This is a genomic window from Acinetobacter sp. 10FS3-1, assembly GCF_013343215.1.
Classification (GTDB): Bacteria; Pseudomonadota; Gammaproteobacteria; order Pseudomonadales; family Moraxellaceae; genus Acinetobacter; species Acinetobacter lwoffii_C.
This window is the reverse complement of sequence record NZ_CP039143.1, coordinates 2569231-2583394: the sequence shown is the minus strand read 5'-3', so window position 1 is coordinate 2583394 and position 14164 is coordinate 2569231. Positions and strand designations below refer to the sequence as shown.

Here is a 14164-nt window from a genome sequence, read left to right as displayed (position 1 = left end):
TAGCAATGAAAAATAAGACAAAACATGGCTTAGTCACAGGGTTAACAGCTTTAAGTACAGCAATTATTTGCCAAACTAGTATGACCTATGCCAGTGATATTGAAATTTATAAAGCTCCTACAACTGGTGGTGCAACGCTCATGTTTGTGCTGGATCTGTCTGGCTCAATGTCTCAATCTGTGGACCAATCAGTACAAAAAGATTTTTTTGGAGGTACAAGTACTTCATGTACTAGTGAGTCGAAAGTTGTACGGACTAGATTTAATAATAAGAATTTTGATTATAACGGCACATTTTGTTATATCTCTCAAACAACTTACAATGGTTTAAGCTCCACTCTAAAAACTAAGCTTGATCGAGAAGTTGAAGCTAAAACATGTATGAAAGAGGTAAGGGTTTTTAGGAGGTGGCAATCCGGTAAGTGGGTGAATTATGATGAAATGGCTTATAGTTGCCCTGACCGAGTAACAATGCTCGTTCGCAGCATGTTTGATCTAATTAGCGGTAACTCTTCAGTGGATGGAGGTAAAATTGCTACGACTAACACGCCTTTGCCAGATACTGCATCCATTGGTTTCACTAAGTTTTATAATGCAACACCCTCTACAGAAACATCACCTTTGACACTTAAGACTGAAAACAGAGAAACTTTACTGAATTATGCAAAAAATTGGCAAGCACGAGGAGGGACTCCAATTGCACGTGCTTATTCAAGAGCTGCTGTAGATCTAGTAGATCATATGTCTAGAGTGGAAACAGCTTGTGCCGGTTATGGGATGTATTATTTAACTGATGGTGATCCATCAGTTGATAACTCAGGAACAGCAAGAACAACAGTAAACCCTAAATTAACAGAAAAGGTGACAACTTCACAATGTTATGGTACTAGTGATAGTCAATCTTGGCCTTGTGTAGAAGCTATAGCTCAAAAGCTACAAGAGAGAAAAAATACTGAAGGTGCTGAAGTTAAAACAGCCGTTGTGGGTTTTGGCACAGCATTTAATTTTGCACATAAAACAACAGGAAATAATGTTGTTTATAATCCTGAAACTACATATACGGATAAGATGCTCAGTGATTACTTTAAAGATAATACACTTGCCGCAGCGAAAGCCGCAGTGAAAGGAAAGGGAGGGTGGTATAGTGCCTCTAATACATCTGATATTGTAAATAGTGTACAGAATTTTGTTGAATCAATTAAAGTGCCTATTCCAGCAATCACGACAGGTACTGCTGCAATTCCTCAAGACCATCTTAATCCAATCGCGATTCAGTCTTATGCCTATTTCCCTCAATTTCAACCGAAACCTTCTGAAGACTTTGAAGCTTGGTTTGGCAATTTAAAAAAATTTAAGGTTAAAGATGGTGTGCTTGTTGGCCAGTCCAATACAAAAGTATTTGGTGCAGATGGTGAGCTAAATACTTCAACTAAAGATTTATGGGTAAATGGTGCCTCTGCTGATTTGCAGGTTTATGGTGGTTTACTGAGTAAACTGAATTTGCAAACATTTACTGATGGTACTGATTTTGCGCGAGCTGTTTATACCAATGCTGGTGGTTCAATTCAGAAAGTTAACCTGAAATACATGCAAGAAAAAATCGCTACAGGTAATAATAAATACCTGTTGGGAGCGCTTGGTTATGATTTAACAGAAACTGAATTGGATGAGTTGGCTGCTTTAGATTCTCTAGAACTCACAAATTTAGCGAACAAGGAGCAAAACCGCTCGATAGGTGCAATCATGCACTCTACACCAGTGTTATTAACCCAATCAGGAAAAATCACTTATAGCGATACTAAAAAATCGAATGAAACTGTTGATCGCAATGACTATATCTTATTTGGAACGACACAAGGTGCATTACATGTTGTAAAGACAGGACGAGAAGCAGATACATATGCTACTGGTGTAACACCTGCGAGTTATGATGGTGGTAAGGAGGTATTTACTTTTTTACCGGAAGAGATGTTATCGGCTCAGCCGAAAGCCTTATTAAGTGAGCCAAATACTGTAGGTAATGGTATGGATCAACTCTATTATGGTATTGATGGTGCATGGACAGCACATACAGAATATGTCTATAACACTACTTCCGATAAATTTGAGGTCAATCCTTCATCAGGTAAAAAAGGTAAACAATGGGTTTATGGTGGCATGCGAATGGGCGGTTCAAGCTATTATGCATTGGACTTAACAGATATTGATCAACCGAAAATTAAATTCCGCATAGATCCTGAATCTAGCAAAGTTTATAAAACAAATGATGTATTTGGTACTATTTATGGTGATTTAAGCAAAATGGGGCAAAGTTGGTCAAAGCCAACCATTGCATATGTGCAGTGGAAAGGGCAACGCAAACTAGTCATGTTGGTCGGTGGGGGTTATGACCCACAATATGAGAATTTTACAGCAGGAAAGACGACTAAAGGTGCTGGTGTTTACATGTTTGATGCTGACACAGGTAATTTGTTATGGTCGACCTATGATGCATCTGTTGGAGATAAATCTCGTTTAGAATATAGTGTTGTTAGCCAAATCAAAGCAGTTGACCGTGAAGGTGATGGTGATGTAGATCATTTATATTTTGGTGATTTGGGTGGACAGGTATTCCGTATTGATTTGAAATCTAATCATAGCTCTTCTGACGCAAAAGCAGACTTTGCTAAAATTACTCGTTTAGCGGATTTCAAAGAAACAGGGAAATATGCACCGCGTTTCTATGAAATGCCAACGTTCAGTGTATACCGTAATGCGACAGGTATGTTTGCGGTGGTGAGTATTGGTAGTGGTAACCGTAGTACGCCGTTATTAGGTAAGGTAATTGATTCAAAATATGTGGTTAATGGCGAAAGTGGTATAGAGAATCTAAAATTATTAAACGATGCGATCTATAATATTTATGATTTAGCGGTCATGGATACAAATCCTGCGGCTTCAACGAAAGGTCCATCAAGCATAACTCGAACTAACTTAAAAAAAATAACGGATAACGATCGTGAGCTAGCTTCTGAGGATGATATTGCTGGCGAGGGTTATAATGAAAACTCTACCTATAAGGGTTGGTACTATGAATTTACGTCTTCTGCCTCAGTTAACAACCGTAAGGCTGTAGAAAAAGTTCAAAGTGATTTGGTCTTATTAGATTCTGACTTATATGTAAGTACATTTGATGCTGAAGGTGTAGGCAGTACAGAATCATGTGGTGCGGGGATTTATGGGTCAAGTCGAGCACATCGTTTCTGTATGCCATATGGACAATGTGGTGTGGATGATACAGTAGATAGTAATACGATGACTTTAGGTAAAGGGTTATTGGGTATTACTTTAGGTCAAAGTGAAGATGCCCAGGGATTGCCTTATCGTAGTATTGTTGGTCCTGTAGAAAATCGTAATCCTAGCAGCAACAAAATTTTAAATACATTATATCGTAATAAAATAAAGTTGACTCCTTATAGCTGGTACGAGCGAAATTAAGGAGGATATGGTGAACGAATATAAAAAGGGGTTTACACTAATTGAACTAATGATTGTGGTGATGGTGATAGCTATCATCGCTGCAATCGCTTTTCCAAGTTATCAGAGTTATATACAGCGTTCTGTTGAGTCTGCAGCAAAGCAGCGAATACAGCATATTGCGAACGAATTGGAAAAATACAAGGCTCGCCAATTCAATTATCTGAATTATGCTATTGAAGATGGAATGAATTATTATCCGACTTCTACCAATGCTAAATATACATTTAGTGTTAAAGATGGGGATGACACAGATAATGCACTGACAGATACAGATGCAACAGGTAGAAGTTGGGTGATTCTTGCTACCCCCAGTGCGAGTTATCCAAAATTGCAGCAATTTGTCATGACGAGTACAGGGTTGAAATGTAAAAAGGTACAAGGTAGTAGGATTGATCTTGACTGTAATGGGGAAACTTCATGGACAGATTAAGAAACGGTTTTACACTTATTGAATTAATGATCATAGTGGCAATCATCGGTATATTAGCTGCTATAGCTTTGCCATCCTATCAGGGTTATAAGATCAGGGTAAATCGAGTAGATACTCAAGCAGAACTCATGGAGGCTGTGAGTAAGATTAATCGTTATAAGATTGCAAATTTTCATTATAAAAAGTCAGCTACCACAACGATTAGTTTAAGCGACTTGGGTATCTCAGGCATATCTGAAAATGGTCTTTATAATTTGAGTCTGGTTTTTCCAGCTGAGATAAAATCGGATGGTTCTACAATAGCTAATTATACACGTTGGGTATTAATTGCTGATCCGATTACGTCAGAATCGCAGCGGGGGAATGGTGCAATGTGTATTGATTATCAAGGATTCCGACATTGGTCAAAGACAACAACGCTAACAAATTGTGCAGCTTCATTGATGAACACTTCGACTTGGGACGGGCGCTAAACCTAAAATTGTAGCCAACCCACTTTTTAATCTTTCATTCAGGGCGAACTTCGCGTAAAATACGGCCCTCTATGAAAGGGGTTTGAATTGTGTCGATGGTCGATACAGGGATAATCCGTAAAAACTATAAGGTTCTATCATGGTTGTTATTCGTCTTACTCGTGGTGGTGCTAAAAAGCGTCCATTCTATCAAATCGTTGTAACTGACAGCCGCAATGCGCGTGACGGTCGTTTCATCGAACGTATCGGTTTCTTCAACCCAACAGCTCAAGGTAAAGCAGAAAAACTTCGTTTAGATGCTGATCGTTTCGCTCACTGGGTGGCTCAAGGTGCTCAACCTTCAGAGCGTGTTGCTTCTTTAGCTGCTCAAGCTAAGAAAGCTGCAGCTGCTGCATAATTTTAACGAATTAAGTAGTAGGTAGCCCATGACACCAACACAGAATGTTCCCGAAGATCGTATTCAGATTGGACAGTTACGTTCAGCATATGGATTAAATGGGTGGCTCTGGGTCTATTCCAATACAGAACCCATGAGCAACATATTTGACTACCTGCCTTGGTATATTGAGACCAAAGCAGGTTGGCAAATTGTCGATGTAAAACGTTGGAAACCCCATGGTAAAGGCCTGGTGGTCAGCTTGAAAGGTGTGAGCGATCGCACCGCAGCAGATAACCTGGTGGGTGCAAATATCTGGATTGCAAAATCGCAACTGCCACAAGCAGGCGTGGACGAGTATTACTGGTCTGATCTGAAAGGCCTAACGGTGTTAGGTCTGGACGACGATGAGCAGGAAGTCAACCTCGGTCAAATCCATGAGCTGTTTGAGACAGGTGCCAATGACGTTATGGTGGTTCGTGCGACTGCCGAGAGCGTTGATGGTGAAGAGCGAATGATTCCATGGCACAAAGATGTGGTCCAGCATGTTGATCTCGAAGCTGGTCGTATCTACGTAAATTGGGGCGTAGATTACTAATATTTCGGAAATAGAGGAGCCTGCGATGTTTTTTGCAGTCATTACGCTTTTTCCTGAAATGTTTGAAGCGATTACAGCCTACGGGATTAGCGGGCGCGCAGCAAAACGGGAATTGATGCAGATTCACTGTATTAATCCACGTGATTTTGCGACGGGCAACTACAAACGGGTGGATGAACGTCCATTTGGGGGTGGTCCGGGTATGGTGATGATGGCTGAGCCGCTGGCAAAAGCAATTCATCGTGCCAAAGAGCTTGCAAGTGATGCCGGTGCGGTTCATGTACCGGTGGTGTATATGTCACCACAAGGTAAAACCTTAAACGAAGCAGCAGTACAGGATTTCGTTCAGTATGACGGTCTGATTGTACTCTGTGGACGTTATGAGGGGGTCGATGAGCGTTTGATCCAGAAATATGTTGATCAGGAATGGTCAATCGGGGATTACGTCTTGTCGGGCGGTGAGCTGCCTGCGATGGTTTTATTAGACAGCATTATTCGGAGACTTCCGAATGCCATGTCTGATGAGCAATCTCATGTGCAAGACTCCTTTGTGGACGGTCTGTTAGACTGCCCGCAATATACCAAGCCAGATCATTTTGAAGGTTTGGATGTGCCTGAGGTATTAAAGTCCGGGCATCATGCAAATATTGAAAAATGGCGGTTTTTGCAGCGTTACCAGCGTACACTTGAACGCCGCCCAGAGTTGGTGGAGCAAGTTGAGCTAAGCAAGCAGCAAAAAAAATGGCTCAAAGATGAGCAAAGGTAAGTAAACTTAAAGCACTGCTTTAAGGCTTTACCTGAGCAAAATACTTAAATTTAATTAAGTATTTTATTCGGCTCTTTATGTATTGAAGTGGTCAAGCATAAAGAAAAAGTTTAATGGGTAACATGCGCTTTAGCCTCTATACCCTGCGGATATCAGACCCCTTCTGACCCGCGCTAATCGGAGATACCCCATGAGCGGTAAGCATCCTTTAGTTCAAGCAGTTGAAAATGCACAATTAAGAACAGATCTACCTGAATTTGCACCAGGTGATACAGTTATTGTTTCTGTAAAAGTAAAAGAGGGCGATCGTGAACGTCTTCAGGCTTTTGAAGGTGTGGTAATTGCGATCAAAAACCGTGGTTTAAACTCTGCGTTTACAGTTCGTAAAATCTCTAGCGGTGTTGGTGTTGAACGTGTTTTCCAAACACATTCTCCAATCGTAGCTAAAGTTGAAGTGAAACGTCGTGGTGCCGTTCGTCGTGCTAAACTTTACTACCTGCGTGAATTGTCTGGTAAAGCTGCGCGTATCCGTGAAAAATTACCAGCTCGTAAAGTTAAAGCTTAATTTTAAGTTTTATCACGAGTTAAAAAATGCGCCTATCGGCGCATTTTTTATATCTGTAGTTTAGTATTTTATATGCCTGTACTTTTAATCTGTTGGCCGGTGAATGGAAAACCACCACTTGCTCATCCTGAATATTACCAAAGTTGTCCCCTCATCATGTTTTTTTAAAACAACTGAAGTATTCTCTACAGTCGCTCCAGGATCCTCTTTGACCTTAAAGTCCCTGTAACTTTAAACGGTTGGCATGTTGGCGATAGACATTGACCGGATCAGGGGCAAAAAGACTTTTAAGACCCAATACCATATTAACCTCGTCCAGATGATTCCAGTGGTAATTATCGCGAATGGTTTTACCGAATTTTGCGCTACAACGTGCCACCAGGCCATCATTATCCCGTCCTCCATCTATTAATAAGCTGGTGAGCTGTAAAGCGGAGTCCGGATCAAGAATATTGGTGACCGTTCCAACACCAGTAAAAGAATAGTGGTAAATGCTTCCCTGTTTATAGCTGCCTTCTCCACAGCTTGTTGTAGGCATCCCGAGGGGATATTTCTGGTTAAATTCAGCTGCGCCGGCCAGTGTAAGACTGTTACCTGCCGCCATGGAATCATGCGGGAAACTGTTCGGGTTTAGGCCCTGTGCCCAAGTGATTGCTTTAGACATCAGATTAATGCTACCGACCAAAGCTTCTTCAATAACCGTGCCTTGCGCTTTTAGAATTAAATCCGCCACTGTAGAACCTTTATGGGGTGCGCCCACTGTAGTTAAGGAGGCAACGGAGTTAGGGGCTACACCTGCCACATAGCGAATCGTCGGGCCGCCATGCGAGTGACCAATCAGATTGACCTTTTCAGCGCCTGTAATGGCTAAAATTTCTTCAACCTGCTGTTTAAGCTGTTCACCCCGTACCTCAGATGAGTTAAAGGGTGATACACGCGTGGCCCAGACATTGGCGCCATTACGGGCCAAATCTGGCAGAATCTGATACCAGTAATCCAGTTCAAACTGATCCGTGCCTATACGAATAAATCCTGCCATACCATGCGCAAAAACTATCGGATATTGGGTTTTGGCATAGTTCGAGCTGACTTTTGCAGTGGCTTGACTGGCCAGCGTGGGAGTTTGTGCCATGACAGAGCTTGAGCCGAAGAGCAAGCCTGCTATAAATAGTCCATATTTCATAAATCACTCCTGCTTGTTGTTGTTATGGCAATCCGCGCCATATTTTTCTTTTGCAATGACCCGCGTGGCCCTGGCACACTGCTTGGGTGTGTAGAGATAAGCCAAGCACTATGCTACTGGTGAGCGTGACAGCCAATGCGGGCTGAAACTGCCTCAACATTTTCATAAACTCCCTTTTTATAAGTTTTATTAAATAGGTTGTCAGTTCCAGCGCTAAAATTTTGCAGTCCATGCTGCGCTGTTCATGAGGGAATATTGTTTTTCTTTTGCTTATTCTTCTCAGACTGTCGGCTAAAGACCATATCATTTCAGGACAAGAGCAAGCTGAAAAAATAGTGGCGCACCAACTATTCGAGATAGCTTTTATAAACTCTTGAAAACGCGACACCATATGAACAGTGGCTGAAATACTTGTTTACCTCTATTGAGGTAGGATCTTTGTCAATCCGATGAATAGATCCAGCAAGGAGCCAGCTTCTCTGACCTGATTTGATCAGGAGAGCATATCAATCTGGATAAGGTAATTTACCCCCCTGATCATGCAGTTGTTCAAAGGTGGCCAGTCGCAAACGGTCTTCGGGCTTTTTAAAGGACTGTACCCGCAGCTCCTGAATAGCTTGCTGTTTGGCATTATCACTTATGCCACTTTTTAAGATGTTGTCCCGTGCATAAAGGTAGTGGTTGACATCATTTTTCCAGTTGGCCCGTTCTATATCCAGTTTTTCCAAACGCTGGGTAGCGGCCGGACCCACCAGATTTAGACGCATCTGCTGGATTTCTTCAGCAGAGCCGCCGCGAGCTTTAATATCAGCCGTTAATTGACGTAAATCTTCTAGCTTGTTCAGTTGTTCCAGATTTTCCTGCCAGTCCTGAGGTAGTTGCTCGAATAAGTTTTTCAGTTGCTGGGCTTTTTCTGCTTCACTCAGCTGTTGATCTGCCAGAACTGCCATCCGTTCCAAGGTATATTCATGGTAGCTATCTTCTGTACCAAACAGGCCTTCAATTTCACCCTGCGAGAAAAACTGTTGACGTAAATTCTGGGTAGCAGTATAGATACTGCGGTAATAAGCCGGGTCTTCCTGATTGAGGCCAGAGGGCGGGTTTAATGAACCTAGGGCCTGACGGTATTGCAGATAACGCTTCCACAAGTCCAGAATTTGTGAGAGCGCAGGTTGTTGATAATTCTGAGAAATGTAGCCCTGAAAATCGGTATCGATCTGTTCCAGTGTTTTTTCGCCATACTGGGTAATAAAATATTCAAAACAGTTACGGGTCTGTTCATTCACTATTAAGCGCTGACTGGCATCAAGACGCATTTGACAGTTGATTTCCGTATCCTGCTGACTGGAACTGGCAAACATGGCATTGGCCAGGTTCTGATTTAGCAATACTGTCTGTTGCTGGGGGGCAGTGGCGGAAGATGACGGCATAGCTATATGTGCTTCAGCCTTATCTTTGGGAGCTAGCCACAGAATCAGGGTGATCATACAGAGGAGCACCAGCGCCAAAATAATCCAGATTTTGTATTTCTGCATATCCTATGCACCTTTTTTGTTTTTCTTTCCTGAGGAACCCAGTCTGAATAGACCCAATATGCCATAAATGTATTTCAACGGCATAGACAAGTTGTAAATCATCGAGCAGGGTTTTACCATTGCACCAATTTAAAAAATGTCTGATGTTGTGCCATGAAAGTAGCTTCTCCTAAAATTCAGCGTCGTCATATCAGCGGTGTATTTCTGTTAAATAAACCTTTGGGCATCAGCTCTAATGCGGCACTGCAAAAAGTCCGCTGGCTGTACCGTGCGCAAAAGGCAGGCCATACCGGGGCACTGGATCCACTGGCCTCCGGTTTATTGCCGATCTGTTTGGGAGAGGCGACCAAGTTTTCGCATTATCTGCTGGATTCGACCAAGCGCTATCAGACCACCATCTTTTTAGGTCATAGCACCACCACGGGGGATGTCGAAGGTGAAGTGCTACTGGAGCAGGCGGTGCCCGAGCTGACTGAAGCACGTATTGAAGAGGTCTTGGCTCAGTTCACTGGGGATATCCAGCAAGTGCCACCGATGTATTCGGCTCTCAAAAAAGAAGGCCGACCGTTATATGAACTGGCTCGCCAAGGCATTGAGATTGAACGCGAAGCTCGCCCAATCACTATTTATGCAATTACCTTATTGTCCTTTACTGAAAACAGTATCACGCTGGATGTGACCTGCTCCAAAGGCACTTATATTCGTGTACTCGGTGAAGATATTGCCAAAGCGCTGGGAACGTATGGTCATCTGACTTATCTGCACCGTACTCGAACTGGACATTTTGATCTTATCCCTAGCTATACCCTCGAATATCTGGAAAGTCTGACTGAAGCAGAGCGCGAAGCCCTGCTTTTAGCTGCCTATGCTCCGGTCCAGCATTTTACGCACATTCAGGTGCCGGAAGGCCGCGCGGAGTATTTTAGCCGGGGGATGGAAAGTAATATTGATCATCCTGCTGAACCGCAGGTATTGGTCTTTCATGGCGATCAGTGTCTGGGGCTGGCAGAAATTACCGAGCGTAAACGTCTGGTGCCAAAACGCGTACTTAATCTCTAATTCGGTTTTATTCACATGGAGCTTGAGATTGTCATCAGTCTGGTCGTCTTTGCCTTTATGGCAGGGGCGATTGATGCAGCGGTGGGAGGCGGTGGGCTGATCCAGATTCCAGCCCTCATGAGCAGCCTGCCGCACTTGCAACCTGCCACAGTATTTGGTACCAACAAGCTGGCTTCGATTTTTGGAACCGGTTCTGCGGCCTGGTCTTACCTCAGGCAGGTCAAACTGCCTTGGAACTTGCTGGGCGTGATTGCGCTGTGCAGCTTGGTCAGTGCTTTTATGGGCGCAGCCAGTGTTACCTTGATTCCAGTCGATATTCTCAAGCCTTTTGTTTTGTTCATGCTGATCGTGATTGCACTGTATACCTTCATGAAAAAACAGTTCGGCCAGTTACATGTCGAGCAAAAGCCGAATAAAAAGATGCTGATTCTGGCAGCACTGGGCAGCTTGCTGATCGGATTTTATGACGGAATTTTTGGACCCGGCACGGGCAGTTTCTTTATCTTCTTTTTTATCCGTTACCTGAGCGTAGATTTTCTGCATGCATCGGCACTTTCAAAAATCGCCAACTTCACCACCAACCTGGCGGCTTTAAGTTTCTTTATTCCCAGTGGCCATGTGCTATTTCTGCTCGGTGCGATGATGGCGGTGGCGAATATTGCCGGCTCGCTGCTGGGGGTCAGACTGGCTTTTAAATATGGCAGTGGCTTTATCCGGATTTTGTTTCTGATACTGGTTAGTTTGCTGATTTGCCGTTTGAGCTATCAGCTGTTCTGGGTTTGAAACTAGATGTAAACCATTCTCGATATTAACCTTTTTATAGCAACAGCTGTACAAACTATGCCAGATTAACTCTTAAAAATTCTCTAGAATCAGCAGCATGAAGAACAAAAAATGAAACAGGAGTCATGATGCAGACGATTTTTGAAGCTTTAAGAGAAAGCCACCAGATTCAGCGCGAGCTGGCAGAAAAATTATTACAGACTTCCGGAGATTCACTTGAACGCCGTGAATTGTTCAAGCAACTCAAAAATGAACTGTTTGCCCATGAGACGGCGGAAGACCGCTATTTCTATATTCCATTGATGATGACGGATTCCGGCCTGAGTATCACCCGTCATGCTCTGGCAGAACACCATGAAATGGATGAAATGGTCGAAGAACTGACGGCGATGGAACTCAGTAATCCTAGGTGGATTGCGCTGGCAAAAAAACTGTCTGAGAAGGTGCATCACCATTTAAAAGAGGAAGAACACGGTTTCTTTCAGCAGGCTGGTAAAATTTTGGATGAGCAACAAAAGACGGCTTTGGCTGAACAATATCAGCGGGAATACCAGCATTATAAAGACATGAACAAAGATACGCTGGTCCAAAGCTAATCTTTGCATTTAAAATTACATCACACCACAACATGGCTGGATGACCATCTTTTTAATCAGTTAATTCAGCTTGTCAATTTTTGGGGTTTTATATTTTTTATGCGTTTCACTTAAGGTTACCCCGACTGAAGCCAGCATAATACAGAACAGTGCCACGGTTTGAAGTAGGGTGATTTTTTCACCCAGCAGTAGAAACCCGGCCAGTGCTGCCAAGGCCGGAGACAGACTGGAGAGCGTACCATAGGTGGTTTTGTTCAGGTATTGCAGGGCTTTTAAATCCAGGGCATAAGGAATAGCAGTGGCCAGTAGGGCAATCGCCAAGGCTTTTCCCCAGTACTGGGTCTCTATCAGGGCTGGAGCATTGTTATATAAACCAATGGGTAATAAACAGAACGCGGAAAGTGTAATAGCAATCGTCAGCGCATGCATGCCGATATTCTGCTGTACGACACGTTGTCCAAAATAGATATACAAGGCCCAGCACAGACCTGCACCCAGCGCACAGGCCGCGCCAATCAGGTCGAAATTACTGCTATGGGCCTGACCCCAAGGCACCATCAGGATGATCCCTAAAATTGCCAGCAAGACCCAGGCATAATCTTTGCGATTCTGAATTGAAATCAGTGCCAGGCCCAGCGGACCGATAAATTCCAGCCCTACCGCGATACCTTGTGGCAGACGGCCTAGCGATAAATAAAACAGAATATTCATCACGCCCAAAGCTGCGCTATAGTAGAGCAGATCCCGCCATTTCAAGAAGCGTAAGCGTCGAATAATGTTCCAGGAGCGGAACATGACACAGACAATAACTGCCGCGAAACACAACCTTAAAAGGGTCACAGTGATGGGATCAAGCACCATAAATAGCTGCTTGGCGAAGGATGCACTGATCTGGTAGGAAGTCATGGATAAAACCATGTACACCACCGCAAGGAGTTGAGTGTTTGGCATGCAGGTGCTACTTATGCCAAAAAGGCATAATCAATAGGGGAAAATGAAATTATAGCAAAGCGGGCTGTTTGTAATGCGTAGAGCAGAAGAATATTTTATGTGCAGATACTGTAGATAGAGAGCACATGAATTCAAATTTTCCAAAAAAGATCATTGTCAAAAATTTTTAAATTCAAAGTGTCAAATAGCAGGTTCTAAGTTTTGAATTTAAAAATAAATCGCTGGTTTTAGTCTAAGGTATTTATAATCAATCTTTGATAAAACTATATTTTTATACTTAAGTGATTGTTAGTTTGATTTAAGTATGCACAATACTTTTAAAAGTTTAAAAAATAACTGATAAATAATTTCAAAAAATAAGTCTAAATTAAGTAGCACGCTGTTTGCGTCTTTGTGTGGTAATGGTGCAGCCAATTGAGGCCGTGATAATGGTGGCAAGGGCCAGCCACTGGTTCCACAATAAGCTTTCACCTAGAAATACAAAACCGGACAGGGCAGCAATGGCAGGTTCCAGACTCATTAAAGTCCCAAAGCTGAGGGCAGTTATATTACGCAGGGCAATCATTTCTAGGCTAAAAGGCAAGACACTGGCCAGTACAGCCAATATAATGAAATATATCAAATTTCCAGGTTCAAATGCTTGTGTGGGCATGCCTGCAAACAGGGCAATCGGCATCACCAGCAGCATTGCGACGAACATGCCCAAGCAGACGGTATGATTACCCGACACCCCCGACGGTTTTTGTCCGGCAACAATATAGACAGCCCAGCAGGCACCTGCGCCCAGAGCCAAAATAATTCCCAGTGGATCGAGTGGCTCGGCGGCTTGATGAAAAGGAAAGAGTAAGATCAGCCCTACCACTGCCAGACCGACCCAGATAAAGTCGGCTTTCTGCCGGGCATAAAACAGCGCCACACTTAGAGGGCCAATAAATTCAAAAGACACCGCAATACCGAGTGGCAGGCGGTCAATGGCCAGATAGAACAGCATGTTCATTCCCGCCAGGGCTAAGCCATAGCTGAGAATAGCCGCCCATTTTACCTGTTTGAAACTGATCTGCCAGATTTTAAAAATCAGTGCCAGAATCAAGGCACCTAATAGCAGGCGCATGGCTGAAACGGTCAGGATTGGAAATTGACCGAACAGATATTTGGCAAAGGAGCCACTGCTTTGCATGCTGATCATCGCGATCAGTAAAATCAGCGGTGCTTGTACGAAGGGTGCAATTTTAAAACTGGGCATGCCTCAAGTGGTTTCGAGGCTGGAAAGAGGGCAGGAGCAGCATTAGCCGGATCAGATTTGAAATTTAAAACCTTCAAAAATAAAAAAC

14 protein-coding genes are annotated in these 14164 nt (G+C 43.2%); 10 read left to right on the top strand and 4 right to left on the bottom strand.

Annotated features, from left to right (window positions below):
* Positions 1–5 precede the first annotated feature (5 nt).
* The 7 genes from E5Y90_RS12240 (at position 6) to rplS (ending at position 6726) form a co-directional block, all read left to right on the top strand.
* Positions 6–3476, top strand: a complete 3471-nt coding sequence (locus tag E5Y90_RS12240; RefSeq protein ID WP_174660318.1) for a pilus assembly protein — start codon at positions 6–8, stop codon at positions 3474–3476.
* A 7-nt stretch (positions 3477–3483) separates the two neighbouring features.
* Positions 3484–3948: a type IV pilin protein gene (locus tag E5Y90_RS12235; RefSeq protein WP_174660317.1), complete on the top strand. Its 465-nt coding sequence runs from the start codon at positions 3484–3486 to the stop codon at positions 3946–3948.
* Complete coding sequence (locus E5Y90_RS12230; protein ID WP_174660316.1) at positions 3936–4421, top strand: type IV pilin protein; 486 nt, start codon at positions 3936–3938, stop codon at positions 4419–4421. The genes E5Y90_RS12235 and E5Y90_RS12230 overlap by 13 nt, the downstream gene beginning before the upstream one ends.
* Before the next feature lie 139 nt (positions 4422–4560).
* The gene (gene rpsP / locus E5Y90_RS12225) at positions 4561–4818 is read left to right on the top strand and encodes a 30S ribosomal protein S16 (protein WP_004974526.1); all 258 of its coding nucleotides are present in this window, start codon (positions 4561–4563) and stop codon (positions 4816–4818) included.
* Positions 4819–4846: 28 nt separating this feature from the next.
* Positions 4847–5395 (top strand): ribosome maturation factor RimM, encoded by a 549-nt coding sequence (gene rimM / locus E5Y90_RS12220; RefSeq protein WP_174660315.1) that lies wholly within the window; start codon positions 4847–4849, stop codon positions 5393–5395.
* Between the two features lie 25 nt (positions 5396–5420).
* Entirely contained in the window at positions 5421–6161 is a 741-nt protein-coding gene (gene trmD / locus E5Y90_RS12215) for a tRNA (guanosine(37)-N1)-methyltransferase TrmD (RefSeq protein ID WP_174660314.1), read from the top strand.
* Between the two features lie 190 nt (positions 6162–6351).
* Positions 6352–6726 (top strand): 50S ribosomal protein L19, encoded by a 375-nt coding sequence (gene rplS / locus E5Y90_RS12210; protein ID WP_151204600.1) that lies wholly within the window; start codon positions 6352–6354, stop codon positions 6724–6726.
* Between the two features lie 214 nt (positions 6727–6940).
* On the opposite strand, the gene E5Y90_RS12205 is transcribed toward rplS, so the two are convergent.
* Together E5Y90_RS12205 and E5Y90_RS12200 are read right to left on the bottom strand one after the other, a co-directional pair.
* The gene (locus E5Y90_RS12205; RefSeq protein WP_174660313.1) at positions 6941–7909 is read right to left on the bottom strand and encodes a lipase family alpha/beta hydrolase; all 969 of its coding nucleotides are present in this window, start codon (positions 7907–7909) and stop codon (positions 6941–6943) included.
* Between the two features lie 506 nt (positions 7910–8415).
* A complete protein-coding gene (locus tag E5Y90_RS12200; RefSeq protein WP_174660312.1) occupies positions 8416–9444 on the bottom strand; it encodes a lipase secretion chaperone in 1029 nt (342 codons plus the stop codon).
* Positions 9445–9597: 153 nt separating this feature from the next.
* On the opposite strand from E5Y90_RS12200, the gene truB reads away from it, so the two are divergent.
* From truB to E5Y90_RS12185, 3 genes are all read left to right on the top strand, one after another.
* The gene (gene truB, locus E5Y90_RS12195) at positions 9598–10503 is read left to right on the top strand and encodes a tRNA pseudouridine(55) synthase TruB (RefSeq protein WP_151206699.1); all 906 of its coding nucleotides are present in this window, start codon (positions 9598–9600) and stop codon (positions 10501–10503) included.
* A 15-nt stretch (positions 10504–10518) separates the two neighbouring features.
* The gene (locus E5Y90_RS12190; protein ID WP_174660311.1) at positions 10519–11286 is read left to right on the top strand and encodes a sulfite exporter TauE/SafE family protein; all 768 of its coding nucleotides are present in this window, start codon (positions 10519–10521) and stop codon (positions 11284–11286) included.
* Between the two features lie 128 nt (positions 11287–11414).
* Positions 11415–11882, top strand: coding sequence for a hemerythrin domain-containing protein (locus E5Y90_RS12185; protein ID WP_174660603.1), 468 nt, complete (start codon positions 11415–11417; stop codon positions 11880–11882).
* Positions 11883–11942: 60 nt separating this feature from the next.
* Here E5Y90_RS12185 and E5Y90_RS12180 read toward each other — a convergent pair whose 3' ends face one another.
* Positions 11943–12833 (bottom strand): EamA family transporter, encoded by an 891-nt coding sequence (locus tag E5Y90_RS12180; RefSeq protein ID WP_174660310.1) that lies wholly within the window; start codon positions 12831–12833, stop codon positions 11943–11945.
* Positions 12834–13200: 367 nt separating this feature from the next.
* Positions 13201–14076, bottom strand: a complete 876-nt coding sequence (locus E5Y90_RS12175) for an EamA family transporter (RefSeq protein ID WP_174660309.1) — start codon at positions 14074–14076, stop codon at positions 13201–13203.
* Positions 14077–14164: the final 88 nt, after the last annotated feature.

Bases quoted from the DNA above. Each gene is read 5' to 3' on its own strand.
- E5Y90_RS12240 (WP_174660318.1), top strand. From the start codon at position 6: ATGAAAAATAAGACAAAACATGGCTTAGTCACAGGGTTAACAGCTTTA.
- E5Y90_RS12235 (WP_174660317.1), top strand. From the start codon at position 3,484: ATGGTGAACGAATATAAAAAGGGGTTTACACTAATTGAACTAATGATT.
- E5Y90_RS12230 (WP_174660316.1), top strand. From the start codon at position 3,936: ATGGACAGATTAAGAAACGGTTTTACACTTATTGAATTAATGATCATA.
- rpsP (WP_004974526.1), top strand. From the start codon at position 4,561: ATGGTTGTTATTCGTCTTACTCGTGGTGGTGCTAAAAAGCGTCCATTC.
- rimM (WP_174660315.1), top strand. From the start codon at position 4,847: ATGACACCAACACAGAATGTTCCCGAAGATCGTATTCAGATTGGACAG.
- trmD (WP_174660314.1), top strand. From the start codon at position 5,421: ATGTTTTTTGCAGTCATTACGCTTTTTCCTGAAATGTTTGAAGCGATT.
- rplS (WP_151204600.1), top strand. From the start codon at position 6,352: ATGAGCGGTAAGCATCCTTTAGTTCAAGCAGTTGAAAATGCACAATTA.
- E5Y90_RS12205 (WP_174660313.1), bottom strand. From the start codon at position 7,909: ATGAAATATGGACTATTTATAGCAGGCTTGCTCTTCGGCTCAAGCTCT.
- E5Y90_RS12200 (WP_174660312.1), bottom strand. From the start codon at position 9,444: ATGCAGAAATACAAAATCTGGATTATTTTGGCGCTGGTGCTCCTCTGT.
- truB (WP_151206699.1), top strand. From the start codon at position 9,598: ATGAAAGTAGCTTCTCCTAAAATTCAGCGTCGTCATATCAGCGGTGTA.
- E5Y90_RS12190 (WP_174660311.1), top strand. From the start codon at position 10,519: ATGGAGCTTGAGATTGTCATCAGTCTGGTCGTCTTTGCCTTTATGGCA.
- E5Y90_RS12185 (WP_174660603.1), top strand. From the start codon at position 11,415: ATGCAGACGATTTTTGAAGCTTTAAGAGAAAGCCACCAGATTCAGCGC.
- E5Y90_RS12180 (WP_174660310.1), bottom strand. From the start codon at position 12,833: ATGCCAAACACTCAACTCCTTGCGGTGGTGTACATGGTTTTATCCATG.
- E5Y90_RS12175 (WP_174660309.1), bottom strand. From the start codon at position 14,076: ATGCCCAGTTTTAAAATTGCACCCTTCGTACAAGCACCGCTGATTTTA.